The sequence below is a fragment of the Sphingomonas canaveralia genome, assembly GCF_047238125.1.
Classification (GTDB): domain Bacteria; phylum Pseudomonadota; class Alphaproteobacteria; order Sphingomonadales; family Sphingomonadaceae; genus JBDFMH01.
The window spans coordinates 262,604-286,311 of the sequence record NZ_JBDFMH010000001.1; the positions used below are offsets into that span (position 1 = coordinate 262,604).

Below are 23,708 nucleotides of genomic sequence, written 5' to 3' on the forward strand. Positions count from 1 at the left end.
AATCGTGGCATTCTTTATTCTGGATCCCAACTTTTGTCGGGATGACGTAAGCGGGGTCTACACGCCGCGCCCGGTCTTTTCCTGCAACGCGTCGATCGCCTTGGACGCGTCCGCCTTGGTCAGCGTGTCGTCGAACTCGGTACCGGCTTCTTCACTCAGCGTCTTGAGATAGCTTGCCTGCGCGCCGGTCATCGGCTCGTCGCCGGTGGTCCAGTCGTCCGGATCCTTCTCGGCGTTGGAGGTCGGCTCGGTCTTCGGATTGGTGGACATCGTCATTCTCCTCGGTCGGGAGCAGAACGACGATGTTCCCAATCCGTTCCGCTCAATTGAACGGCAGTCCCAGTGCTTCGGCCACCGCCTGATGGCGGATCTTGCCGCCGGAGACGTTCAGCCCCATCGCCAGGTGCGGATCCGCCGCCATCGCGGCCTCCGCGCCCAGGTTCGCCAGCTTAAGCGCGAACGGCAGCGTGGCGTTGTTCAGCGCGAAGGCGGAGGTGCGCGCCACCGCGCCCGGCATGTTGGCCACGCAGTAATGAATCACGCCGTCCACTTCGAACACAGGATCCTCATGCGTGGTGGCATGGCTGGTCTCGAAACAGCCGCCCTGATCGATCGCGATGTCGACCAGCACCGATCCACGCTTCATCGTCTTCAGCATGTCACGGGTCACCAGCTTCGGCGCCGCAGCGCCCGGGATCAGCACCGCGCCGATCACCAGATGCGCATTCTTCACCGCCGCCGCGATCGCCGCCTTCGAGGCATAGGCCGTCTTGATCTGGCTGGAGAAGAACATGTCCAGCTCGGCCAGGCGATCATTGCTGATGTCGTAGATCGTCACGTCGGCGCGCATGCCGACCGCCATCTGCGCTGCGTTCACGCCGGCCACGCCGCCGCCCAGGATCGCGACCTTGGCGGGTGCCACGCCGGGCACGCCACCCAGCAGTACGCCACGACCACCCTGTTCCTTTTCCAGATAATGCGCGCCCACCTGGATCGACATGCGGCCGGCGACTTCGCTCATCGGCTTCAGCAGCGGCAACCCGCCGCGCGCGGCGGTGACCGTCTCATAGGCGATGCAGGTCGCGCCGGACTTCATCAGACCTTCGGCCTGCGGCTTGTCCGCCGCCAGATGGAGATAGGTGAACAGCAGGTGGCGTGATTCGAGCAGCGCGATCTCGGACGGCTGCGGCTCCTTCACCTTCACGATCATGTCGCTCTGCGCGAATACCGCGGGCGCATCGGCCACGATCCGCGCGCCGGCATCGATATAGTCCTGATCCTCGAAATCGATGCCCGATCCGGCCTGGGTTTGCACGATCACCTCGTGTCCGGCCGCGGTCAGTTCCGCCACCGATGGCGGGGTCAGCCCAACGCGATATTCGTGATTCTTGATTTCCTTCGGCACACCGACGCGCATCATGTCTCTCCCGCGAGCGTTTCACTTGTTATACAGCGCTTCGCTGTCGATGTTTTCGCATAATGTTCGCGTTTGCTGACCAGTCATGCAATCTCGTCGCGTTATCTAACCTAAGAACGGGATAAGAATGCACGACCCGATCAGCCGCCGGATCCTCGATTTGCTGTCCCGCGATTCGGAACTGACCAGCGCTGGGCTGGGCGACCGTGTCGGTCTCTCAGCCAGCGCCGCCCATCGCCGTGTCGCCCAGTTGCGCGAGAGCGGGGCCATCGCCGGCTATCGTGCGATCCTTTCGCGGCAGGCGCGCGGCAACCCCAGCGTCGTCGTCGTCAACGTCACGCTGAAGGATCAGCGGCAGGAGACGATGGCGGCGTTCGAACGCGAGATCGTCGATTGCCCGCAAGTCGTCGAATGTTTCCTGATGAGCGGGGAGGCCGACTATCTCGTGCATGTCGAGATCGTGGCGGGCGACACGTTCGAGCGGATCCACCGCGAGACGCTGTCGCAGTTGCCGGGCGTGGTGCGGCTGGCGTCCCACTTCGTGATCCGGGAGGTCATGCGGCGGCCATGACGGGCGTTGCCCTGCCGCGTTGCGGTGCGGTATGGACGGTGGTAGGGGGCCGCGCCTGTCGGCGTCTCGCTGCCGGCGATGGAGCATGCCTGGGTCGATGCGGTCCTCTGAGCGACATTCTCGATGAGCGTTGATGCCGCGGGCGGTGCCACGGCTTCGCCCGCCCCTGCAGGCCACCATCAGGCCGATGGTCTGATCAAGCTGTGCGTTGGCGCGGTCGGCGTTGTGTTCGGCGATATCGGCACCAGCCCGATCTACGCCTTCCGCGAAACCTTCGCCGGCCATCATCCGCTCGATCCGGATGCGCTGCACATCTTCGGGGTGCTCAGCCTGATTTTCTGGTCGATGATGCTGGTCGTGACGCTGAAATATGTCACCATCATCATGCGGGCAGACAACAAGGGGGAAGGCGGCAGCCTGGCGCTGCTGGCCCTGATCAACCGCGAATCGGGCAGCGGCAAGCGCTGGACGAAGGGCATCATCCTGCTGGGCGTGTTCGCGACCGCGCTATTCTATGGCGACAGCATGATCACCCCGGCCATGTCGGTGTTGTCGGCGGTCGAAGGGATCACCGTGGTGGAGGCGCGATTCGCGCCACTGGTGCTGCCGATCTCGGTCGGCATCCTGATCGCGCTGTTCATGATTCAGTCGCGCGGCACCGCCAAGGTAGGGCTGCTGTTCGGTCCGATCATGCTGGTCTATTTCGTGGTCCTGGCGGTGCTCGGGCTGATCCACATCGCCGACGATCCGTCGATCCTCTGGTCGCTGAACCCGGCCTACGCGTTCGAATTCTTCCGATACGATCCGCTGGCCGCGTTCCTCGCGATGGGATCGGTGGTGCTGGCGGTGACGGGTGCGGAAGCGCTTTATGCCGACATGGGGCATTTCGGGCGCAATCCGATCCGCGTCTCATGGCTGGTGTTCGTGCTACCCGCGTTGATGATCAACTATCTCGGCCAGGGCGCGATGCTGATGCACACGCCACCCGCCGCGATGAGCGAGATCATCCACAATCCGTTCTTCTTCCTAGCGCCTGACGAAATGCGCCTGCCGCTGGTCATCCTGGCGACGCTGGCCACCGTCATCGCCAGCCAGGCAGTGATCTCGGGCGCCTTTTCGGTCACCCAGCAGGCGATCCAGCTCGGCTTCATCCCGCGGCTGCGCATCGTCCACACTTCCAGCGCCGCCGCCGGGCAGATCTATATCCCGGTCATCAACTGGGCGCTGATGGTGATGGTGATCCTGCTGGTGCTCGGCTTCAAATCGTCCAGCAACCTGGCGGCGGCCTATGGCATCGCGGTGACCGGCGCGATGTTCATCGACACCTTCCTGATCGCGGTGGTGCTCTACAATCTGTGGAAGTGGAACAAGCTGCTGGCCTCGGCGCTGCTGCTGCTGTTCTTCCTCGTCGATGCCGCCTATCTGGCCGCGAACCTTACCAAGGTGCCCGATGGCGGCTGGTTCCCGCTGCTGATCGGCTTCTGCGCCTTCACGCTGCTGACCACCTGGGCCAAGGGCCGCCAGCTGATGATCGAACGGATGCGCGAGGCGGCGATGCCGATCGCGGTGTTCGTGAAGTCGGCGGCCAATTCGGCTGCGCGCGTCCCCGGCTCCGCCGTGTTCATGACCTCGTCGCCCGATGGGGTGCCGCATGCGCTGCTCCACAACCTCAAGCACAACAAGGTGCTGCACGAACGCGTGATTCTGCTGACCGTGAAGATTGACGACGTCCCATACTTCGGCGGCAAGGATCGGATCGCGCTCGAGGACCTGGGGCAGGGCTTCTACCGGATGGTGCTGCGCTACGGGTTCATGGAGGATCCGGACGTGCCCGCCGCGCTCGCCAAGGCGCAGAATTGCGGCGCGCAGTTCAAGATGATGGATACCAGCTTCTTCCTGGCCCGACAGACGCTGCTGCCCTCGTCGCGCCCGGGCATGGCGATCTGGCGCGAGAAGCTGTTCGCCTGGATGCTGCGCAACGCGGAAAGCGCGATGGAATTCTTCAAGCTGCCCACCAACCGGGTGGTGGAACTGGGCAGCCAGGTCGAAATCTAGATCCTCCCCGGGACTGGGAGGATCGTCTACACCAATATCTTCTTCGCATTCTCCATCGCCTGCGCGCGCTCGGCATCGGTCTGCCGTGGCGGGATGGTCATGCCCTTGGCCACGGCGGGGCGCGCGGCGACGGCATGGCGCCAGCGTTCGAGGTGCGGATAGGGATCGAGGCTGACGCCCGACCAGTCATGCCCCGCCACCCATGGGTAGCAGGCGATGTCCGCAATCGAGTAATCGGCGCCGGCCACATGCATATGCTCGGCCAGCTGCCGGTCGAGCACCCCGAACAACCGATTCACTTCGCGATCGTAGCGATCGATCGCGGCCGGCAGCTTCTCCGGGAAATAGTTTCGGAACACGTTCAGCTGTCCCATCATCGGGCCGAGCCCGCCCATCTGCCACATCAGCCAGGACAGCACGGTGGCGCGCGCCTTGGGTTCGGTCGGCAGCAGCCGCCCGGCCTTTTCCGCCAGGTGGATCAGGATCGCGCCCGATTCGAAGAGCGGATGGCCGCCCAGATCGCGATCGACGATCGCGGGGATGCGGCCATTGGGATTGATCGCGATGAAATCGGGCAGCTTCTGCTCGCCCGCGCCAAGCGACAGGAAATGCGGCGTGTAGGGTAGCGCCAGTTCTTCAAGCGCGATCGTGGCCTTCCAGCCGTTGGGCGTGGCGGCGGTATACAGGTCGATCATGGCGGGCTAACTCCGTTCGCGGTGAAGCCGATGCCTGAAGATGGATCGCCGCGCGCGCGATTGCCAGTGCCGGGCCGGGTCGCGATCGTGCTGGCCGCTGGCAGCTCGCGCCGATTCGGGCGGGCGAACAAGCTGCTTTCGCGCTGGCGGGGGGCGCCGTTGCTGCTGCAGGCACTGCGGATCGCGCATGCGGCGCCGGCGGCCCGGGTGATCCTCGTCACCGGCCATGATCGGCTGAGGATTTCGGCCTTGGCAAGACGCGGCCGCCGACCGATCGATCTCGTCCACGCGCGCGATCACCGCTCGGGGATTGCTGCCAGCCTGCGCGCCGGGCTGGCTGCGATGCGCCGTCATGAACGCAGCGCGTTCATCGTGCTTGGCGATATGCCCGCAGTGCCGCCCGCGGTGGCCACGCGGCTTGTCCCGCGCCTGCGACCCGGCTTCGCTGCCGCCCGCCCGATCCACCGCGGGCAGCCGGGCCATCCGGTGCTGCTCGCCCGGCCGAGTGCGCTAACCTTGCGCAAGCTGCGAGGCGATCGGGGGTTCGGCGCGTTGATCGGCGCTCGGACCGCGATGCCTCCCGCATCGGGCGGTGCCGTGCTCGATATCGATCGGCCGCGGCCGAGGGGGATTTGATGGAAGACATAGCTGGCTGGATCGCGCCTGCCGCGACGATGATCGCGGCCATGATGACGGCGGCCAATCTCGGCGCCCGCGTGACGGGATGGGGCTTCGTCGTATTCACGGTCGGATCGCTCGCCTGGATCGCGGTGGCGGTCGGCAGCGGCCAGCAGAATCTGCTGCTGGCCAACGGCTTCCTCACGCTCGTCAACATCGTGGGCATCTGGCGGTGGCTGGGACGTCAGGCGAAGTTCGCCGACTCGGCACAGGCGGCCGAGGAGGAAAGCCATTGCAATGAGGAGCCGAGCCGGTTCGCGGTTTCCGGCCTGGCCGGGCTGGTCGTGAAGGGGCGGGGCGGGGCCACCATCGCGCACGCGGTCGATGCACTGGTCGCCTGCGAGGCCGGCAAGATCGGTTTCCTGATCGTGCGTGCCGGTGGGGTGGGCGGGGTGGGGGAGACTCTCCACAAGCTGCCATGGCATGATGCCCGGATGGGCGATGATGCGATCACCACCGATCTCGATGCCGCCGCGCTCGTCCGGCTGCCGCGCGCCGAAGCATGATCGATGCGGCGCCGATCATCGTCACCGCGACGCTCGGCACCGCGGACTTCGCCTGGGCGGACAATCTGCGCCGCATCCATTTCCCGCCCGAGCGCAATCATCTCTCGGCGCATCTGACGCTGTTCCATCACCTGCCGCCGTCCGCCGCCGACGAACTCGATCGCCGCCTCGCCGGAATCGCTCGCAGCCCGCGACCGGACGCGCGCATTCCCGGCCCGATGTCGCTCGGCCGCGGCGTCGCGCTGAAGGTGGAGAGTGCCGCACTGGTGGCGATCCGGGCCGAATTGGCGGAAGCCTTCGTCGGATCGCTCACGCTGCAGGATCAGGCCGGCTGGCGGCCGCACATCACGATCCAGAACAAGGTGGACCCGGCAACGGCTCGCGCGCTGCTAGCCACGCTTCAAGCCGGGTTCGCGCCGCGCCCGCTTTCGATCACCGGCCTGGCGTTATGGCGCTATCGCGGTCCCGGCTGGGATCTGATCGCACGCCATGCGTTCCACGGCTGACGCTCAGTCGATCTGGCCGATGCCCTCGCAGCTGAGTTCGAACGCCGCGAGCCCGGCATCCAGATAGCCGGCCAGCATCGGCATATCCATTAGCTGGTCGATCGGGGGCTCGGCGGCGGTGTCGCCGGCTTCGCCCAGCGCCTCGTCCCACTCGCTAGCGTCATAAGTGCCGCGCCCGACCCAGGCCAGCGCCAGAACCTCGGCGATCTCGTCATCGGCCAGATCGTCCAGCAGTGCGCGCACCTCGTCCTCGACAGCCTCGTTGGTCTCGTCTTCCAGCACCGCGCGGTCGTCGTCGGCGTCGAGCGGATCTTCCTCCTCGTCGGCGGTCAGCCCGGGAACCTGCGCCTCCAGTTCGCGCGCACGCACGATCAGCCGGCAGATCGTCTCGAGTGACACGGTAAGTTCCAACGCGGCCTCCTGCACCTGGGTTTGGCAGCGTAACCGCGCATCGCCCGATCAGGTTCCCGTCGCGATCTCCTTGAGCGGCACCGTCGCATCGGCCAGCTGCGCGGGATCGGGCGACAGCCGCCCGGTGACGAGCGCGCGACCCTGCACATAATCCTTGGTGGCGTTCACGCAGTCGAGCGCGATCACCCGGCCGCCCTTCAGATATACGATGGAAAAGGCGCGCGCCGCGGTGTCGCCGCGCACCACCACTGCGTCATGCCCGGTCGAAAGCCCTACCGTCTGCAGCCGCAGGTCATATTGGTTGGACCAGAACCAGGGTACCGCATCATAGGCTTCCTCGGTGCCGGTGATCGCCTTTGCCACGATCGTGGCCTGGTCGTTGGCGTTCTGCACCGATTCCAGGCGGATGGTGGCGCCTTCGGCATAGCCGTTGGCATGGGCCGCGCAGTCGCCGATCGCAAAGATGTCGGGCAGGCTGGTGCGGCACTGGGCATCGACCGCGACGCCGTTGCCGCCCTCGGCCCCGGCCGCGATCAACGGCTCGACCGCCGGCACGATGCCGATCCCCACGATCACCATGTCGGCAGGCACGATCTCGCCGTCGGAAAGCCGCACGCCGGTCGCCTGGCCATTTTCGCCGACGATGCAGTCGACCGAAACCGACAGCCGCACGTCCACGCCGTGCGCGCGATGCTCGGCTTCGTAGAAGCGCGACAGCGGCTCGCCGGCAACGCGGGCCAGCACACGGTCCATCGCCTCCAGTACGGTCACGGGCTTGCCGAGCTTGGTCAGGACGGCAGCCGCCTCCAGCCCGATATAGCCGCCGCCGATCACGACGACGCGGTTCACCGCCGGCAGCTCGTCCATCATCCGATCCACATCGGCGCGGGTGCGAACGCCGTGCACCCCGCGCAGATCATGGCCGCTGCAGATCAGCCGGCGGGGGGCGCCGCCCGTCGCCCAGATCAGCGTGCCATAGCCGATCGTCGCGCCATCCGCAGTCGTCACGCTATGCGCTGCGGGATCAACCGCGGTCACGCGCCGGCCCAGCAGCAGCGCGACATCGCGTTCGGACCAGAATGCGGCGGGACGGATCAGGATGCGCTCGAACGGCTTGTCGCCGGACAGATAGTCCTTGCTCAGCGGCGGGCGCTCATAGGGCGGCTCGGGCTCGTCCCCGATCATCGCGATGGTGCCGGCGAACTTGCGCTGGCGCAGCATCAGCGCGGCCTGCGCGCCGCCATGGCCGGCCCCCACAATCACGACATCGTAACGCTCCAACACCCTCTCCCTCATCGTCTCCGCGAGTCGCCCCTGCCCGTAGCGCGAGAGCCCGCGCCATGCCAGTTGACCCTTGCGGGAGCGGTGCCTATAGGCGCGCTCTCGCTTCGGCGATGGCCCTTCCGGGGGCCCGACAAGCGTGGCGGAGTAGCTCAGCTGGTTAGAGCACGGGAATCATAATCCTGGGGTCGGGGGTTCAAGTCCCTCCTCCGCTACCATCACCTAGCAGACTTAGGCGTGAATCTTCCCAGATCGGTCGCCACTCGCATCGGGGCGCGGTCGGCGCTCGCAATGGAGGCCGCCTCACTAATTGCGCGGGCGCGCTCGATCGCTTAACGTCGCGCAATGCCAGCGATGCTGCCCGCCCCTGCCGGTGCCCGATCAGTCGCTGCGGCCGACCGCGGCCTCGATCCTGTCGACAAGGTCGGCCAGCCGGTCGATGTCGCCGGGGGCGGGCGGGCGGCTCGGGCGCAGCAGGCCGCTCAGCATGAGATCGACATAGCGAGCCGCCTCGCGCTCCACTTCGATGCGGCGACCGGCGAAGCTGGTCCGCATGCCGATATGCTCGAGCCCGCCGAACAGCATGTCGCGCACCATCGCGGGATCGCAATCGCCCACTTCGCCACGGGCGATGGCGTCGCGGATCGCGTCGCTCACGCTACGGGCGAAGCGGCTGTTGAGCTTGTGCAGCCCCGACCCGCGATAATCGGACCAGCGCAGTTCCTGGTAATAGACCCGCAGCAGTTTGGGCGTCTCGTCCATCGCCCCCAAAAACCGGGTCGCAACCACCAGCAGCCGATCGCGCAGGCCGGTCAGCCCGGCCAGTTCCTCGGCCAGCCGATCGACGAACGGCCCCGCCCACTGGTCAAGGATGTGGTTGACCAGATCCTGCTTGCTCTCGAAATATTTGTAGACCGTCGCCTCGGACACGCCCGCTGCCTTCGCGATCCGCGCCATCGACACCGCGGCCGCGCCTTCCTCCTCGATCAGCGCGCGCGCGGCCGCCAGGATCTCGGGCCGGCGAAACGCCTTTCGGCGTCGCCAGGCCACCGTATCCGCAATATCGGCCTCGCTCATATCCTGGCTCCGCTCTGCGACCGGGCCGCGGCGAGATGCCGGGCGCGGCCGATGATCGTCGGCGTCCCTTATTCTGGGGCGCGACAAACGGGTCAATGCCAGCGGAGAAGGTTGATGCGTGGCGCGTGATTTCGAACCTTTCGCATTGCCGGTGGGGCAGTATCGGATCGACGGCGACACCGACGCGATGGTCCGCACGACATCACATGCGCCGGACCGGATCGGCGATGCCGCCCATCCGATCATGGCATTCGTGGCGGCGCTCGGTGGGTTGGGCGCGCCGATCGCCGATGTGTGCGTGATGCTGGGCTCCTCGATCTCGGTGGGGCCGCTGCTGGCCAGCTGCACGATCCAATATGATCGCCCGCTGCGGATCGATTTGACCTATGAGGTGCACGCGATGCTGACCGGGCTGATCCGCAAGCCGAGCCGGGCCTATGGCGCGGCCGATCACGCGAAGCTGGTGATCCGGCTGGAGCGCGATGGAATGCGCGATGCCGAAGTGGCGCTCACCTGGGTGCTCCCGGTGCGCGGGGTGGCGGCATGAGCGCGCCGGTCGAACTGCCGCTGCTGCGGATCGATCCGGTCACGGCAGAGCCGATGGCCCGCTGGGCACAGGCGCTGAACGATGCGAACCCGATCCACAGCGATCGCGCCGCGGCGGAAGCGCTTGGCTTCGGCCAGCATACCGTCAATCCCGGGCCGACCAACCTGGCCTATGCGATCAACCTGCTGCTGGCGGCCGTGCCGGATCGCGACATCGCCACGATCGAGGCGCGCTTCCTGGGCAATGTTCTTTCCGAACAGAGCGTCGTTGCGACCGGCACGCTGGCGGGAAACCAGGGCGAGCTGGCCGTCGATCGCATCGGGGATGGGCAGCCGGTGCTGCGTGTCGCGGCCACACTGCGCGACGATCCGGCATGATTGCGGGCGCCACCAGCGTCTATCCACTGGTGCGGATGCGCGCCGATGCGACGCCGGATGCGCTCGCGCTCAGCCAGGGCGACGAACGGCTCGACTTCCGGTCTCTCGTGGCGCGGGTGGATCGGGTCGCGGCCGGGCTCGCGGCGCGCGGCGTTGCCCGCGGCGCACGCGTCGCGATCCTGTCGGAGAACAGCATCGCCTATTCGGTGGCGCAATTGGCCTGCGCCAAGCTGGGTGCGATCGCCGCCTGCCAGAACTGGCGGCTGGCCGATCCCGAGCTCGTTCATTGCATCGGTCTGGTCGCGCCGCTGCTGCTGCTCGCCTCCGACCGACACCGTGCGCAGGCAGAGCGGGTGGCGGGCGGCGTTCAGGTGGCCGCGCTGGGCGGGATCGAAGCCGATGGCGAAACGCCGTGCGCCGCCGAACCCGAAGACGGCCTGCTGATCATCTACACCAGCGGCACCACCGGCCTGCCCAAGGCGGCGGTGATCAGCCACCGTGCCGAAATCGCGCGGATGTGCGCGCTGCGGCTCGATCTCGGCCTATCGGGCGAGGATGGCTATGTCGCCTGGGCGCCGATGTTCCACATGGGCGGCACCGAGCATCTGCTGGCCACGCTGATGTCCGGCGGGCACGCGATCGTGGTCGACGGGTTCGATGCCGCCGCGATCGCCGATGCGCTGGCCGCATACCGGATCGGCTGGCTATTGCTGGTGCCGGCCACGATCGAGCCGTTGCTCGCCGAGATCGCCGAGCGTGCGCTGGTGCCGGTGGGGGTGAAGGCGGTCGGCTGCATGGCCGATCTGGTGCCCGCGGCCACGATCGCGGCGATCACCGCCGCGCTGGATGCGCCCTATCTCGATACGTTCGGCGCGACCGAGACGGGGATGCCGCCGCTGTCGGCTGGGCTGGTGCCGGTCGGCGCCGCGCCCGATCGCTTCCCCAAGCGGTTGAGCGTGCTGACCGAGCTGCGGTTGGTCGCTGGCGGCGAGGATGTTGCGGCCGGCGATGTCGGCGAGGCATGGGTGCGAGGCCCGACGCTGTTCAGCGGCTATTGGCGCGACGGCGGTATCGGCGGGGATTGCTTCGTCGACGGCTGGTTTCCGATGGGCGATCTCTTCCGCCGCGATGCCGATGGCTACATGTTCGTCGGCCGCTCCAAATATCTGATCAAGTCCGGCGGCGAGAATATCTATCCGGCCGAGATCGAACGCGTGCTGCTGGCCGATCCGCGAGTCGCCGATGCCATCGTGGTGCGCAAGGCGGACGACCGCTGGGGCGAGATCCCGGTCGCGGTAATCGCGCGGTGCGACGATGCGCTGGATGCCAATGCGGTCGACGCGCTCTGCCGCGCGCAGCTGGCCGGATACAAGCGCCCGCGCGAGATCCGCTTCGTCGCGCTCGACGATTTCCCGCGCAGCGCCAGCGGCAAGATCATCCGCGAGGCGGTTGAGGCGATGATCGGCTGACGGGCCTTGCGCCGGTTGCGCTTTGCAACTTAATCTGCGTCGATGAGCCGCGCCATTCGCCGGTCGCTGGGCGACGATTATGTCTGGGTGGTGGTCGCTGCCACCTTCCTGTCGCTGCTCGTGTCGGCGGGGATGCGCGCTGCGCCGGGCGTGATGATGCTCCCGCTGGAACGCGCATTCGGCTGGGATCGCGCGATGCTGTCGGCCGCGGCGGGCGCCGGCATCTTCCTCTACGGGCTGACCGGGCCGTTTGCGGGCGCGCTGATGCAGGCGATCGGTATCCGCCGCACGCTGCTCGGCGGGCTGCTGCTAATGTCTGCCGCCAGCCTGCTCAGCCTGGGGATGCGCGAGCCCTGGCAGTATATCCTGTGCTGGGGCCTGCTCTCGGGTCTCGGCACCGGGGCGGTGGCGCCGGTGCTGGGCGCTGCGATCGCCAATCGCTGGTTCGTCGCGCGGCGTGGGCTGGTGATGGGCATGCTCAGCGCCAGCGCCGCGACTGGCGCGCTGGTCTTCCTGCCAGTGCTCGCCTGGGCGGGCGAGGCGGGCGGCTGGCGTTTCGTCGTGCTCGCCACCGGGCTCGCGCCGCTGCTGCTGATGCCGCTGGTGCTGTGGCTGGTGCCCGAACGGCCGGCGGCGATCGGGATCGCGCCGCATGGCGGGCAGCTGCAGACCGCGCCCGAAACACCGGTGCGCGCGGCGGACACGATCGCAATCGCCTTCGCCGGGCTTGCGCGGGCGGCACGCGAGCCGATCTTCTGGCTGCTGTTCAGCACCTTCTTCGTGTGCGGCCTCACCACCAACGGACTGATCGGCGTGCACCTGATCGCCTATTGCGGCGACATGGGGCTGGGCGCCGTGCAGGCGGCCGGGTTGCTGGCGATGATGGGCGTGTTCGATCTGGTCGGCACCACGGCCTCGGGCTGGCTCACCGATCGCTATGATCCGCGCAAGCTGCTGTGCGTCTATTATGCGCTGCGCGGCATCTCACTGATCGCGCTGCCCTATAGCGGCTTCGATTTCGCCAGCCTCACCGTCTTCGCGGTCTTCTACGGGCTGGACTGGATCGCCACCGTGCCGCCCACCATGAAGCTGACGACAGAGGCGTTCGGCGATCGCGATGCGCCGCTGATCTTCGGCTGGGTGCTGGTCGGCCACCAGCTGGGCGCAGCGCTGGCCGCGGTCGGCGCCGGCGCGATCCGATCCGCCAGCGGCAGCTATCTGATCGCCTTCCTGCTTGCCGGGGCGGCGGCGATGCTAGCGGGCATGGCGTCGCTCGCGATCCGGCGGCCGCTGCGCGCCGCGGCTTGACGACGCCGCGCCAGGGGGCGAAGCGCGCCCGGCAAGGGGGACGATGATGACGACAGCCGCAGCGCCACAGCCGCAATCGGGATCGGCGCGCCGCGTGCTGGGCGCCAGCCTGGTCGGCACTGCAGTCGAATTTTACGACTTCTATATCTACGCCACCGCCGCCAGCCTGGTGTTCGGACCCCTGTTCTTTCCCGCGGGCGACCCTGCGATCCAGCAGTTGCAGTCGTTCGCTACCTTTGCGGTCGCGTTCATCGCTCGACCGTTCGGCGCGATTGCGTTCGGACATTTCGGCGATCGCATCGGGCGCAAGTCGACGCTGGTCGTCTCGCTGCTGATCATGGGGCTGTCGACGCTGCTTATCGCTTTCCTGCCGGGCTATGCCGCGATCGGCTGGTGGGCACCGGCGATCCTGTGCCTGCTGCGGTTCGGCCAGGGCTTCGGCCTGGGCGGCGAATGGGGCGGGGCGGCGCTGCTGGCGTCGGAGAATGCGCCACCCGGCTGGCGCGCACGCTATGGCATGTTCCCGCAGCTGGGCGCGCCGGTCGGCTTCATCGCCGCCAATGGCCTTTTCCTGATCCTGGGCCTCACGCTCACGCCTCAGCAGTTCATGGAATGGGGCTGGCGGCTGCCGTTCCTGGCCAGCGCGCTGCTGGTCGGCGTCGGCCTCTTCGTCCGCCTGAAGCTGACCGAAACGCCGGCCTTCCGCGCTGCGTTGGAAGAAGCGCCGCCGCCGCGCGTGCCGGTAGCCGAATTGCTGCGCGATCATCTGCTGCCGACGCTGGCCGGCACCTTCGCCACCATCGCCTGCTTCGCGATCTTCTACGTCGCCACCGCCTTCGCGCTCAGCTTCGGCACCACCGCGCTCGGCTATGATCGGCAGGCGTTCCTGTCGGTCCAGCTCGGCGCGATCCTGTTCATGGCGGGCGGCATCCTGCTCGCAGGCTGGCTGTCCGATCGCTTCGATGCCCGCCGCGTGCTGATGGCCGGTTGCATCGGCGCAGTCGCGGCGGGGCTGGTGATCGCACCACTGATGGGCGCGGGGCTGGGCGGTGCCTTTGTCTTCCTAAGCCTCACGCTGCTGCTGATGGGCTTCGTCTACGGCCCGCTTGGTGGGTGGCTGCCGCACCTGTTTCCGGCGCGCGTGCGCTACACCGGCGCGTCGATCGCGTTCAACGTGGGCGGAATCATCGGCGGCGGGCTGACCCCGCTCGTCGCTCAGTCCTTGGCGATCGAATATGGGCTGTGGACGGTCGGCCTGTACATGGGCGGCGCTTCGCTGGTCAGTCTGGCCGCGCTCTGGATCCTTCGGGGGCGTGAAAGCTGAGCCGGCCGTAAATCGACCCTGGCGGAATCAGCCGTCGCGGCGGAGCAGCGTCAACTTGGCCTTGCCGTAGACGCGTTCCGCCTCGACCGCCCAGCCGCTGGCCGAAACCGCCTCGTCGCGGGCGGTCTCCACGCTCGCCCAGGCTGCGGGCGCCGCCCAGCCCAGCCGGGTCAGCCGCTCGATCAGCGCGCCCGCGCCACCCGATCCGTAAGGGGGATCGAACAGCAGCAGATCGTGCGCCGCCGCCGCCGGCCCGAGCGCGGAAACCGATCCGGCGCGCACATCGGCCGCCGCTCCCAACGCGGCGATGTTGGCCTTCAGCGCGTCCACCGCAGCGCGATCCTGCTCGACGAAGGTGCAGCGTGCCGCCCCGCGCGACAACGCCTCCAGCCCAAGCGCGCCCGTGCCTGCGAAGAGATCCGCCACCGCCAGTCCGTCGAACCCGCCGATCCGGCTGACCAGCATCGAGAACAGCGCCTCGCGCGTGCGGTCCGCAGTCGGCCGCGTCACCTCACCCTTCGGCACCGCCAGCGCACGACCGCGCCATTGCCCCGCAATGATCCTCAAGGCCATGCGGTCACTTCAGTCCGCGGCGGAACGCCACCAGATCATGCTGGCGGATCTCATCGACCGCGCCCGGCGCCAGATCGCCGAGCGGGAAGGGGCCATAGGCGGTGCGGATCAGACGGCTGACCTGCAGGCCGAGATGTTCCAGCACGCGGCGTACCTCGCGGTTTTTGCCTTCGGTCAGCTTCATCTCGATCCAGACATTGGCGCCGGTGCGCCGTTCGAGATTGGCGTCGATCGATCCGTATCGCATGCCGTCGATCTCGATACCCTCGATCAGATCCTCCAGCTGATCCTGGCTGATCGCGCCATAGGCTCGCGCGCGATAGGTGCGTGGGATCCCGGTCGACGGTAGTTCCAGCGTGCGCTTCAGCTCCCCATCGGTCGTCAACAGCAGCAGCCCTTCGGTATTCAGGTCGAGCCGCCCGACCGGCATCACCCGCGGCAGGTCGGTCGGCAGCCGGTCATAGATGGTCGGCCGCCCCTTCGGATCGCGCTCGGCCGTCAGCAGGCCGGGCGGCTTGTGATAGCGGAACAGCCGCGCGGGCGTGGGCTGTGCCACCGGCTTGCCATCGACGGTCACTTTGTGGAGCGAGGTGAGCAGCGTCGCCGGCGTTTCGATAGCGATGCCATCGATCGCCACGCGGCGATCCGCGATCATCCGCTCGATCTCGCGGCGGGATGCGATGCCGGCGCGCGCCAGCAGCTTGGCGATACGCTGGGGCGCCTTGCCGGCCGAAGCCTTGAGCGGACGATCGGGTTCCACCTTTGGCGGGCCGGACGTGGAACGGGAAGGCGACAGGGGCATTGCTCCAGAAATAGGCAGGGGTTCGGATGATCGGGCGGACATAAGCGCTTGTCAGCGCGTTCGCCAGCCAGACCAGATCGTAAAGGGGGCGCAGGGGCGGAATGATCTTCGGGCGACGCAAGCGAACCATCAATCGCATCCTGATCGTCGAGGATGAGCCGCTGGTCGCGTTCGACAACGAACATATCGTGGGCGATGCCGGGTATGAGGTCGTTGCGACCGTGGATACCGTCGAGGACGCCGTGCGCGCGATCGCCGAGAACGAGATTGATCTGGTGCTGGCAGATGTGAACCTTTCCGCCGGCGGCACGGGTCTCGAAGTGGCGCACGCGGCCAAGGCGAAGGGCGTGCCGCTGCTGTTCGTGACGGGCGCGTGCCCGGTCGATGCGCAGGCGCTGTCGATTGGCTGCCTTGCCAAGCCGTATCCGCCGCTCGCGCTGCTTGGTGCAATCGAGGCGGTCGATGCCACGCTGGCCGGGCGGCCGGTGCGCAAGCCGCCGGCCGGGCTGACCTTCTTCGCGCACTGATCATTTTCCTACGCAGGCCGCCGACGCTATGGTGGCCGCGATGAGCATTGCGCACGCACCCGCCGGCCGCTCGCGCTGGCGCGAAACCATGGCACCTTATGTGCGCCCCCGGCCGATCGCGGCATTGCTGCTGGGCATATCCAGCGGCTTCCCGCTGGCGTTGCTGCTGGGCACGATGACATTCTGGCTGGCGAAGGTCGGCATCGACAAGAAAACGATCGGCTTCGCGGTCGGCCTTACCACGCCCTACACGCTGAAATTCCTCTGGGCGCCGCTGATCGATCGGCTGAAGCTGCCGATCCTGACCGGCTGGTTCGGCCAGCGCCGCGCCTGGCTGTTCTTCGTGATGGCGCTGCTGTTCGGATCGGTCTGGATGCTCGGGTTGAGCCAGCCCGAGCAGAATCTCGGCCTGTTTGCCTTCTGGGCGATCGTCACGGCGTTCCTGGGCGCGACCCAGGATATCGTGATCGATGCGTACCGGATCGAGATCCTGCCCGAAGACGAACTGCCGCACGGCACCGCGAACAACCAGTTCGGCTATCGGCTCGGCGCATTCATTGCCGGGGTCGGCACGATCGCGATGGCGTCTCCCGAAGGTGCGAATCTCGGCTGGGGGATCGCCTACGGGCTTACCGGGTTCTGCGTCGTTCCCGGCATTATCGCCGCACTGTGGGCGGGGCGGGGGCTGCACGATCAAGCGCTGGAGCGCGACGGCGAACGGCTATCCTTCGGCGAATGGATCGGCACCACGATCGTCGGGCCGTTCCGCGAATTCTTCGGTCGGCGCGGCGCGCTGCTGATCCTGCTGTTCGTGCTCATCTACAAACTAGGCGATGCGATGGGGCAGGTGATGCTCAATCCGATGATCGTCGAGCTGGGTTTTTCGGACACCGAGTTCATCGCGATCAACAAGATCGTCGGTTTCTGGGGGCTGATCGTCGGCATCGCGCTGGCGGCCCCGTTCCTGGCATGGCTGGGCATGGGGCGTGCGCTGTTGGTGTCGGGCCTGCTGATGATGCTGAGCAACCTGACCTTCGTGATGCTGGCGCTGGCGGGCCATTCGACGACCTGGCTCACCATCGCGGTCGCGACCGAGCAGGTGACGAGCGGCATCGGGCTCACCGTATTCGTGACCTATCTCTCCGGGCTCTCCAACCTCGCCTATACCGCGACCCAGTTCGCGCTGCTGTCGTCGTTCGCGGCGGTCGGGCGCACCTGGCTGTCGACCCCGGCGGGCATCATCGCCGATCGGCTGGGCTGGCCCGGCTTCTGGCTGGTGACGACCGCCGTGGCGATCCCCGGCATGCTGCTGCTTCTCCTGCTTTGGCGGCGCGGATTCGTGGTCGAGCATGTCCGCCAGCCGGGCGCACAGGCTGTCGCGGACGACTGATGCCGTTCCTGATCCTCTCGATCGCCATCCAGGTCGCACTGATCATCCACGTCGTTCGCAATGGCCGCAACCAACTATGGATCCTCGCGATCGCATTGCTGCCGGTGGCCGGTAGCCTGGCCTATCTGATCCTGGAGATCCTACCCGGGTTGCGCCACCAGCGTCACGTACGCACGCTATCTGCAGCGGCTGGCAAGGCGATCGATCCCGAACGCGAGCTGCGCGCCGCGCGCGATGCGCTGGAGGTCGCAGAGACTGCTGCCAACGAAGCGCGGGTCGGTGATGCGCTGGCTGCGCTGGACCGCCCCGGCGAGGCCATCCGCCATTACCGCGCGGCGATCGCCCGGAGCCCCGGCCAGGATCGCGGGTTGAGCGTGAAGCTGGCGCGCTGCCTGCTCGACAGCGGCGATGCGGTGGGCGCGCTCGCGCTGATGGAGGCACTGCCGCCGGCCGGAACCCCGAGTGCCGCCGATCGCGAATCGCTCGTCCGCGCCCGCGCGCTTCATGCTGCCGATCGGCGGGAGGAGGCTGCGACGCTCTATGCGGACATCGCCACGCGCCTGCCGGGTGACGAGGCCCGCTGCCTGCAGGCCGCGTTGCTGATCGAGATGGGCCGCAAAGCCGATGCGCTTGCGGTGCTCGAGGAGGTCGAACGGCGCGAGAAGCGGCTCGATCGGCTCGCCCGCGCAGAACATCGCGCGATGTATGATTGGGCACAGACCGCGCTGGCAGATCTGCGCGCAGGCTGATCGTCAGCCGATCGGCCGGCCGAGGTCGGCGAACGCCTGCGCCACGGCCTGCGCGCTGGTGATCGCGCCCAGGCAGTGGCGCACGTTCAGCATCGCCGCCAACCGGTCATGCGCCCCGCGCGGGTCTTGGATGGCGGCCGTGATTGCGTCCAGCAGCCCGGCTTCGTGCGCGGTCGCGCGCGGGCAGCAGCAGGGTGCCACCAGGATCCGCGTCGCCGATACGCGCGAGACTTCCGCCATCAACGCCCGGGTCAGCAGCAGGGGACGCCTGAAACTGCGCCCGAACGCGATCAGAAAGGCATGCGCTGCATGGGCATCGTCCAGCCCGCCGACCGCGATCCGGCGGATCGCGAACAGCATCAGCCGCTGATCGCGCGACTGTGGCGCGGCATGGGGCAGCATCGTATCCGGCGCTTGAGTGGGCATCGGCAGTCTCCTCTCGAAGCGAGAAAAGCTTATCCGCTATTGCAAGTCAATCGCAATAATCACTCAGGTGGCGTCCCATTCTCCGCCAGCACTCTGCCCGCCAGATAGAGCGAGCCCATGATCAGGATGATCGGCGGCGCGGCCCGATCGGCGTGGCGCAGGATATGGTCGATCGCGCTCGCGGGATCGGCGGCGGGCGTCGCGACAAGCCCGATGGCGGCCGCGCCAGCGGCGAGCGCCATGGGATCATGATGATCGTGGCCCGGCACCGGCACCGGATGGATCACCGCGCCGCGCTGCGCGAACGGGCGCAGCACCCCCGCCGGATCCTTGTTCGCGAGCAGCCCCAGGACGATGTGCAGCGGGCGCCCGGCCGGCACGTGGCCGCGGAAATGATCGGCAATCACGCGCGCCGCGGCGGGATTGTGGCCGCCGTCCAACCATAGTTCGGCTCCGGCCGGCAACCGTTCCGCCAGCGTGCCATGGTTCAGCCGCTGCAGCCGCGCCGGCCAGTCCGCCCAGCCCATCGCGGCGCGCAGGGCGGTCTCCGGAATCACCAGCCGATCCTGATGGCGCAGCATCGCGATCGCGAGCCCCGCGTTCAGCGCCTGGTGCGCACCCGCCAGTCGCGGCAGCGGCAGATCGATCCGGCCTGCGGCATCGCGGTAATGCAGCGCCCCGCGATAGGCCGTGACGTCCCAACCAGCGCCCTTGGGGCTCCACCGGGCCCCTGCCGCCGCGGCCGTGCGCCCGACCCGATCGGCGACGGGCGCGGCATAGTGCATCGTGACCAGCGGCACCCCGGCGCGAGCGATCCCGGCTTTTTCTGCGGCGATATCCTCGATCCGATCGCCCAGGAACGCCTGGTGATCCAGCCCGAGCTGAGCGATCCCGCAGACCAGCGGCCGCGCGATGACGTTTGTGGCATCCAGCCGCCCGCCCAGGCCGACCTCGATCACACAAGCATCGGCCGGTACGTCGGCGAAGGCGAGCAGCGCCGCTGCCGTCGTCACCTCAAAGAAGCTCGGGCCGATATCGGCCGACGCGTCCAGCACCTCGCCCAGCAGTCGCGCCAGCAGCGGATCGCCGATCAGCCGGCCGCCCAGCCGGATCCGCTCGTTGAAACGGACGAGGTGGGGGCTGGTATAGACATGGCAGCTGAGCCCCGCCGCCTCGATCGCGGCACGCAGGAAGGCGCAGGTCGATCCCTTGCCGTTGGTACCCGCGACATGCAGCACCGGCGGCAGCCGATCCTGCGGGTTGCCCAGCCGGTCGAGCAGCCGTACGATCCGGTCCAGCCCCAATATATCCGCACCGGGCGAAAGCGACGCCAGCCGGTCGAGCTGCTGCTGGACGGCGGGGTCGGCCGAGATGGCATGATCGGCCATCGCGACGATCAGGCGGGTTCGCGCACCAGATAGCCGATCAGCCGCGCCAGTTCGGCCCGCAACCGGTGACGATGCACGACCATGTCGAGCATGCCGTGATCGAGCAGATATTCGGCGCGCTGGAAGCCTTCGGGCAGCTTCTCGCGGATCGTCGATTCGATCACGCGCTGGCCTGCAAAGCCGATCAGCGCGTTCGGCTCGGCCAGCTGGACATCGCCCAGCATCGCATAGCTCGCGGTCACGCCGCCGGTCGTCGGATCGGTCATTACCACCAGATAGGGCAGTCCCGCCTCGCGCAGTTGCGCGATCGCAACCGTCGTCTTGGGCATCTGCATCAGGCTGAGGATGCCTTCCTGCATCCGCGCGCCACCGGCGGCGGTGAAGATGATGTAGGGGCAGCGATCCGCGATCGCGGCTTCCACCCCGGCAACGAACGCCGCGCCCACGCCCAGCCCCATCGATCCACCCATGAAGGCGAAATCCTGGACGCCGACGACCGCCTTGCGCCCCTCGATCAGTCCCTTGGCGTTGATCAACGCGTCGGTCTCGCCGGTCGCGGTGCGGGCGGCCTTGATGCGGTCGACATAGCGTTTCTGGTCGCGGAACTTCAGCGGATCCTCGCGCACCGGGGGAGTCGGCAGCAGCGTGTGGATGCCCTGGTCGAACAGCTGGTCGAACCGCGCCGACGGCCCGATCCGGCCGTGATGCTCGCATTTCGGGCAGACCGACTGGTTTTCCTGATATTCTTTCAGGAAGATCATCTGCCCGCACGACGGGCATTTGTGCCACAGATTGTCGGGCGTTTCCCGCTTCTGGATGAAGGGGATGCTCTGGCGGACGCGATCGAGCCAGCTCATGCGGCGATCTCCTGCCGTGCGCCGCGAACGGCGCCGGCCAAGTCATTGACGAAGCTGCGGACTGCCAACGGGATGCTTTCGGGCGCTTCGATCCGTCGCTCGATCTCGTCGATGATCGCCGACCCCACCACCACGCCATCCGCCACGCGCGCGATCGCTGCGGCCTGATCGGACGTGCGCACGCCGAAGCCGACTGCGACGGGCAGGTCGGTCGCTGCCTTAAGCCGGGCGACCGCCTGCTCGATCGAGCCGAGCGCGGCCTGCTGCTGGCCGGTGATCCCGGCGACGGAAACATAATAGAGGAAGCCCGAGGCGCCATCGAGCACCGTGGGCAGGCGTGCGGCATCGGTGGTCGGGGTGGCGAGGCGGATGCTGTCGATCCCCTCCGCCGCAAGCGCCGGGCCGAGGATATCGCCTTCCTCGGGGGGCAGATCCACGCAGATCACGCCGTCCGCGCCGGCATCCTGCGCCGCCTTTGCGAACCAGTCGGCACCGCGCGCCACCATCGGGTTGGCATAGCCCATCAGCACCAGCGGCACATCCGCATGGCGTGCGCGAAATTGCCGAGCGATTTCAAGGATGCTGGCGGTCGTCGTTCCCGCTAACAGCGAACGGATGTTGGCGCGCTGGATCGCCGGCCCGTCCGCCATCGGATCGGTGAAAGGCATGCCGAGTTCGATCACGTCGGCACCACCATCGACCAGCGCGTCAAGGATCGCGGCGGTGGCATCGGCCGATGGATCGCCGGCGGTGACGAAGCAGACCAGGGCCGCGCGCCCGGCATCGGCGCAAGCCGCGAAAGTGGCAGCCAGCCGGCTCATATCTGCTGCCCCAACGCTTCTGCGACGGTGAAGATGTCCTTGTCGCCGCGGCCGGACATGTTCATCAGGATGATGCCGTCGCGCGGGCGGCGTGCGGCTTCCTCCGCCACCGCTGACAGCGCATGCGCACATTCCAGCGCTGGGATGATGCCTTCGGTGCGGCAACAGAACTGGAAGGCGTCGAGCGCCTGATCATCGGTCACGCCGCGATAGGTGACGCGGCCGATCTCGTGCAGCCAGCTATGTTCAGGGCCGATGCCCGGATAGTCGAGCCCGGCCGAGATCGAATGCGCCTCGCTGATCTGCCCGTCTTCATCCTGCAGCAGATAGGTGCGGTTGCCGTGGAGCACGCCGGGTGTGCCACCGGTCAGGCTGGCGGCATGGGCGTCGGTATCCAGCCCGCGGCCCGCGGCCTCGATGCCCAGCATCTCGACCGCCGGTTCGTCCAGGAAGGGGTGGAACAGGCCGATCGCATTCGATCCGCCGCCGACCGCCGCCACCAGCAGATCGGGCAGCCGGCCTTCCGCGGCCAAGATCTGCTCGCGCGCCTCGATCCCGATCACCGACTGGAAATCGCGGACGAGTTCCGGATAGGGATGCGGGCCTGCGGCGGTGCCGATGATGTAGAAGGTGTCGTGGACGTTGGCGACCCAGTCGCGCAGCGCCTCGTTCATCGCATCCTTCAGCGTCTGTGCGCCGCTTTCCACCGCGCGGACTTCTGCGCCCAGCAGCTTCATCCGGAACACGTTGGGCTGCTGGCGCACCACATCCTTGGCGCCCATGAAGATGGTGCAGGGCAGGCCGAACCGGGCCGCCACAGTGGCGGTCGCCACGCCATGTTGGCCTGCGCCCGTCTCCGCGATGATCCGGGTCTTGCCCATCCGGATGGCGAGCAGGATCTGGCCGATGCAATTGTTGATCTTGTGCGCGCCGGTGTGGTTCAGCTCTTCGCGCTTGAAATAGATTTTCGGGCCCATGCCCTCGGGCGCGCTGGCGCGCAGCACTTCGGTCATCCGCTCGGCATAATAGAGTGGGCTCGGGCGGCCGACATAATGGGTCATCAGCCCGTCGAGCTCGGCCTTGAAGGCCGGATCGGTCTTGGCCGCGCGATATTCGCGGTCGAGATCCAAAATCAGTGGCATCAGCGTCTCGGCGACATAGCGTCCGCCGAACTGGCCGAAATGCCCGCGATCGTCGGGCTGGGCGCGCAGCGAGTTCGCTCCGCCCGGAAGAGTGGTCTGCACGGTCATAGCTGGGCGACCGATTGGAGGAAGCCCGCGATCTTGTCCACATCCTTGACGCCCGGCGCGCTTTCCACGCCCGACGAGACATCGACGAGCCGCGCGCCGGTCATCCCCGCGGCGTCGGCGACGTTGCCCGCATCGAGCCCTCCGGAGAGCGCCCAGGGCAGCGGGTGATCATGCCCCTTAAGCAGCGTCCAGTCGAAGCGCAGGCCCATGCCCCCGGGCAGATCGGCCCCGACCGGCGTCTTGGCGTCATAGAGGATGCGATCGGCAGCGCCACGAAACGCGCGCGCCGCAGTGAGATCGGCGCGCAGCTTGACGGGGATCGCCTTCCACACCTCCAGGCTGTGGGCTCTCGCGATCGCGGCCGCGCGCTCCGGCGTCTCATGCCCGTGCAGCTGGATCGCGGTGAGCCGTGCGCGCGTGATCGCCGTTGCGAGAAGTTCGTCGTCGGGATCGACGAACACGCCGACCCGGCCGACCCCCGGCGGCGTGGCGAGCGATCCGGCGCGATCCGGATCGATATCGCGCGGACTGCGGGGAAAAAACACGAAGCCGACATGGCTCGCCCCGCCGCCGACCGCGGCGGCGACGGTGGCGGCGGTCGAAAGGCCGCAGACCTTGGCACGAACAGGCATCGCGCGCAGGTGCGCCTTTCGCGCGCGCGGTTCAAGGCGGCGTTGTCCTGATCGTGATTGGGCCCTAGATC

At 67.6% G+C, this 23,708-nt stretch carries 27 protein-coding genes and 1 tRNA gene; 14 read left to right on the forward strand and 14 right to left on the reverse strand.

What is annotated here, in order from left to right:
* Positions 1 to 57: 57 nt before the first annotated feature.
* Positions 58 to 276 carry a DUF3072 domain-containing protein gene (locus ABC347_RS01290; protein WP_413243979.1) on the reverse strand — a complete coding sequence of 73 codons (219 nt, stop codon included), beginning with the start codon at positions 274 to 276 and terminating at the stop codon, positions 58 to 60.
* Between the two features lie 46 nt (positions 277 to 322).
* Positions 323 to 1,417: an alanine dehydrogenase gene (gene ald, locus ABC347_RS01295; protein ID WP_413243980.1), complete on the reverse strand. Its 1,095-nt coding sequence runs from the start codon at positions 1,415 to 1,417 to the stop codon at positions 323 to 325.
* Between the two features lie 127 nt (positions 1,418 to 1,544).
* Between ald and ABC347_RS01300 the strand changes: the two genes are divergently transcribed.
* Positions 1,545 to 1,988, forward strand: a complete 444-nt coding sequence (locus ABC347_RS01300; protein ID WP_413243981.1) for an Lrp/AsnC family transcriptional regulator — start codon at positions 1,545 to 1,547, stop codon at positions 1,986 to 1,988.
* Positions 1,989 to 2,111: 123 nt separating this feature from the next.
* Complete coding sequence (locus ABC347_RS01305) at positions 2,112 to 4,043, forward strand: potassium transporter Kup (RefSeq protein ID WP_413243982.1); 1,932 nt, start codon at positions 2,112 to 2,114, stop codon at positions 4,041 to 4,043.
* Positions 4,044 to 4,069: 26 nt separating this feature from the next.
* Here the strand turns inward: ABC347_RS01305 and ABC347_RS01310 are convergent, their stop codons facing one another.
* A complete protein-coding gene (locus ABC347_RS01310) occupies positions 4,070 to 4,738 on the reverse strand; it encodes a glutathione binding-like protein (protein WP_413243983.1) in 669 nt (222 codons plus the stop codon).
* 30 nt (positions 4,739 to 4,768) lie between these two features.
* Between ABC347_RS01310 and ABC347_RS01315 the strand changes: the two genes are divergently transcribed.
* Genes ABC347_RS01315 through ABC347_RS01325 form a run of 3 tightly spaced genes read left to right on the forward strand, consistent with a single transcriptional unit; the run spans position 4,769 to position 6,428 of the window.
* Positions 4,769 to 5,374, forward strand: a complete 606-nt coding sequence (locus ABC347_RS01315; RefSeq protein WP_413246975.1) for a nucleotidyltransferase family protein — start codon at positions 4,769 to 4,771, stop codon at positions 5,372 to 5,374.
* Complete coding sequence (locus ABC347_RS01320; RefSeq protein ID WP_413243984.1) at positions 5,374 to 5,922, forward strand: PRC-barrel domain containing protein; 549 nt, start codon at positions 5,374 to 5,376, stop codon at positions 5,920 to 5,922. Before ABC347_RS01315 ends, ABC347_RS01320 begins: the two co-directional genes overlap by 1 nt.
* Entirely contained in the window at positions 5,919 to 6,428 is a 510-nt protein-coding gene (locus ABC347_RS01325) for a 2'-5' RNA ligase family protein (RefSeq protein WP_413243985.1), read from the forward strand. The genes ABC347_RS01320 and ABC347_RS01325 overlap by 4 nt, the downstream gene beginning before the upstream one ends.
* Before the next feature lie 3 nt (positions 6,429 to 6,431).
* Here ABC347_RS01325 and ABC347_RS01330 read toward each other — a convergent pair whose 3' ends face one another.
* Entirely contained in the window at positions 6,432 to 6,839 is a 408-nt protein-coding gene (locus tag ABC347_RS01330) for a DUF3775 domain-containing protein (protein ID WP_413243986.1), read from the reverse strand.
* Between the two features lie 48 nt (positions 6,840 to 6,887).
* A complete protein-coding gene (locus tag ABC347_RS01335; protein WP_413243987.1) occupies positions 6,888 to 8,120 on the reverse strand; it encodes an NAD(P)/FAD-dependent oxidoreductase in 1,233 nt (410 codons plus the stop codon).
* Positions 8,121 to 8,261: 141 nt separating this feature from the next.
* Here ABC347_RS01335 and ABC347_RS01340 point away from each other — a divergent pair.
* A tRNA-Met gene (locus ABC347_RS01340) sits at positions 8,262 to 8,338 on the forward strand.
* 163 nt (positions 8,339 to 8,501) lie between these two features.
* On the opposite strand, the gene ABC347_RS01345 is transcribed toward ABC347_RS01340, so the two are convergent.
* Positions 8,502 to 9,197, reverse strand: coding sequence for a TetR/AcrR family transcriptional regulator (locus ABC347_RS01345; RefSeq protein WP_413243988.1), 696 nt, complete (start codon positions 9,195 to 9,197; stop codon positions 8,502 to 8,504).
* Between the two features lie 118 nt (positions 9,198 to 9,315).
* On the opposite strand from ABC347_RS01345, the gene ABC347_RS01350 reads away from it, so the two are divergent.
* The 5 genes from ABC347_RS01350 to ABC347_RS01370 are packed head-to-tail and all read left to right on the forward strand — an operon-like array spanning position 9,316 to position 14,222.
* Positions 9,316 to 9,744: a hypothetical protein gene (locus ABC347_RS01350; RefSeq protein ID WP_413243989.1), complete on the forward strand. Its 429-nt coding sequence runs from the start codon at positions 9,316 to 9,318 to the stop codon at positions 9,742 to 9,744.
* Positions 9,741 to 10,121: a MaoC/PaaZ C-terminal domain-containing protein gene (locus tag ABC347_RS01355; RefSeq protein ID WP_413243990.1), complete on the forward strand. Its 381-nt coding sequence runs from the start codon at positions 9,741 to 9,743 to the stop codon at positions 10,119 to 10,121. Before ABC347_RS01350 ends, ABC347_RS01355 begins: the two co-directional genes overlap by 4 nt.
* Positions 10,118 to 11,590, forward strand: a complete 1,473-nt coding sequence (locus ABC347_RS01360) for a class I adenylate-forming enzyme family protein (protein WP_413243991.1) — start codon at positions 10,118 to 10,120, stop codon at positions 11,588 to 11,590. The genes ABC347_RS01355 and ABC347_RS01360 overlap by 4 nt, the downstream gene beginning before the upstream one ends.
* Before the next feature lie 42 nt (positions 11,591 to 11,632).
* Positions 11,633 to 12,898 (forward strand): MFS transporter, encoded by a 1,266-nt coding sequence (locus tag ABC347_RS01365; RefSeq protein WP_413243992.1) that lies wholly within the window; start codon positions 11,633 to 11,635, stop codon positions 12,896 to 12,898.
* Positions 12,899 to 12,944: 46 nt separating this feature from the next.
* Complete coding sequence (locus tag ABC347_RS01370; RefSeq protein WP_413243993.1) at positions 12,945 to 14,222, forward strand: MFS transporter; 1,278 nt, start codon at positions 12,945 to 12,947, stop codon at positions 14,220 to 14,222.
* 27 nt (positions 14,223 to 14,249) lie between these two features.
* Here ABC347_RS01370 and rsmD read toward each other — a convergent pair whose 3' ends face one another.
* Complete coding sequence (gene rsmD / locus ABC347_RS01375) at positions 14,250 to 14,789, reverse strand: 16S rRNA (guanine(966)-N(2))-methyltransferase RsmD (protein WP_413246976.1); 540 nt, start codon at positions 14,787 to 14,789, stop codon at positions 14,250 to 14,252.
* A gap of 10 nt (positions 14,790 to 14,799) precedes the next feature.
* The gene (locus ABC347_RS01380) at positions 14,800 to 15,597 is read right to left on the reverse strand and encodes a pseudouridine synthase (RefSeq protein WP_413243994.1); all 798 of its coding nucleotides are present in this window, start codon (positions 15,595 to 15,597) and stop codon (positions 14,800 to 14,802) included.
* Between the two features lie 101 nt (positions 15,598 to 15,698).
* Between ABC347_RS01380 and ABC347_RS01385 the strand changes: the two genes are divergently transcribed.
* The 3 genes from ABC347_RS01385 to ABC347_RS01395 are packed head-to-tail and all read left to right on the forward strand — an operon-like array spanning position 15,699 to position 18,263.
* Positions 15,699 to 16,124, forward strand: coding sequence for a response regulator (locus ABC347_RS01385; RefSeq protein WP_413243995.1), 426 nt, complete (start codon positions 15,699 to 15,701; stop codon positions 16,122 to 16,124).
* A gap of 40 nt (positions 16,125 to 16,164) precedes the next feature.
* Complete coding sequence (locus tag ABC347_RS01390) at positions 16,165 to 17,514, forward strand: AmpG family muropeptide MFS transporter (protein ID WP_413243996.1); 1,350 nt, start codon at positions 16,165 to 16,167, stop codon at positions 17,512 to 17,514.
* On the forward strand, positions 17,514 to 18,263 hold the full coding sequence (locus tag ABC347_RS01395) for a tetratricopeptide repeat protein (RefSeq protein ID WP_413243997.1): 750 nt from the start codon (positions 17,514 to 17,516) through the stop codon (positions 18,261 to 18,263). Before ABC347_RS01390 ends, ABC347_RS01395 begins: the two co-directional genes overlap by 1 nt.
* A gap of 3 nt (positions 18,264 to 18,266) precedes the next feature.
* On the opposite strand, the gene ABC347_RS01400 is transcribed toward ABC347_RS01395, so the two are convergent.
* From ABC347_RS01400 to ABC347_RS01425, 6 genes are read right to left on the reverse strand one after another with little or no spacing between them, the layout of a single operon-like run.
* Positions 18,267 to 18,689: a DUF6628 family protein gene (locus ABC347_RS01400; RefSeq protein ID WP_413243998.1), complete on the reverse strand. Its 423-nt coding sequence runs from the start codon at positions 18,687 to 18,689 to the stop codon at positions 18,267 to 18,269.
* A 59-nt stretch (positions 18,690 to 18,748) separates the two neighbouring features.
* Entirely contained in the window at positions 18,749 to 20,077 is a 1,329-nt protein-coding gene (locus ABC347_RS01405; protein ID WP_413243999.1) for a bifunctional folylpolyglutamate synthase/dihydrofolate synthase, read from the reverse strand.
* A gap of 8 nt (positions 20,078 to 20,085) precedes the next feature.
* Positions 20,086 to 20,934, reverse strand: a complete 849-nt coding sequence (gene accD / locus ABC347_RS01410; RefSeq protein ID WP_413244000.1) for an acetyl-CoA carboxylase, carboxyltransferase subunit beta — start codon at positions 20,932 to 20,934, stop codon at positions 20,086 to 20,088.
* The gene (gene trpA, locus ABC347_RS01415) at positions 20,931 to 21,755 is read right to left on the reverse strand and encodes a tryptophan synthase subunit alpha (RefSeq protein ID WP_413244001.1); all 825 of its coding nucleotides are present in this window, start codon (positions 21,753 to 21,755) and stop codon (positions 20,931 to 20,933) included. The genes accD and trpA overlap by 4 nt, the downstream gene beginning before the upstream one ends.
* A complete protein-coding gene (gene trpB / locus ABC347_RS01420; RefSeq protein ID WP_413244002.1) occupies positions 21,752 to 23,005 on the reverse strand; it encodes a tryptophan synthase subunit beta in 1,254 nt (417 codons plus the stop codon). Before trpB ends, trpA begins: the two co-directional genes overlap by 4 nt.
* Positions 23,002 to 23,637 carry a phosphoribosylanthranilate isomerase gene (locus tag ABC347_RS01425; RefSeq protein ID WP_413244003.1) on the reverse strand — a complete coding sequence of 212 codons (636 nt, stop codon included), beginning with the start codon at positions 23,635 to 23,637 and terminating at the stop codon, positions 23,002 to 23,004. Before ABC347_RS01425 ends, trpB begins: the two co-directional genes overlap by 4 nt.
* Between the last annotated feature and the right edge of the window lie 71 nt (positions 23,638 to 23,708).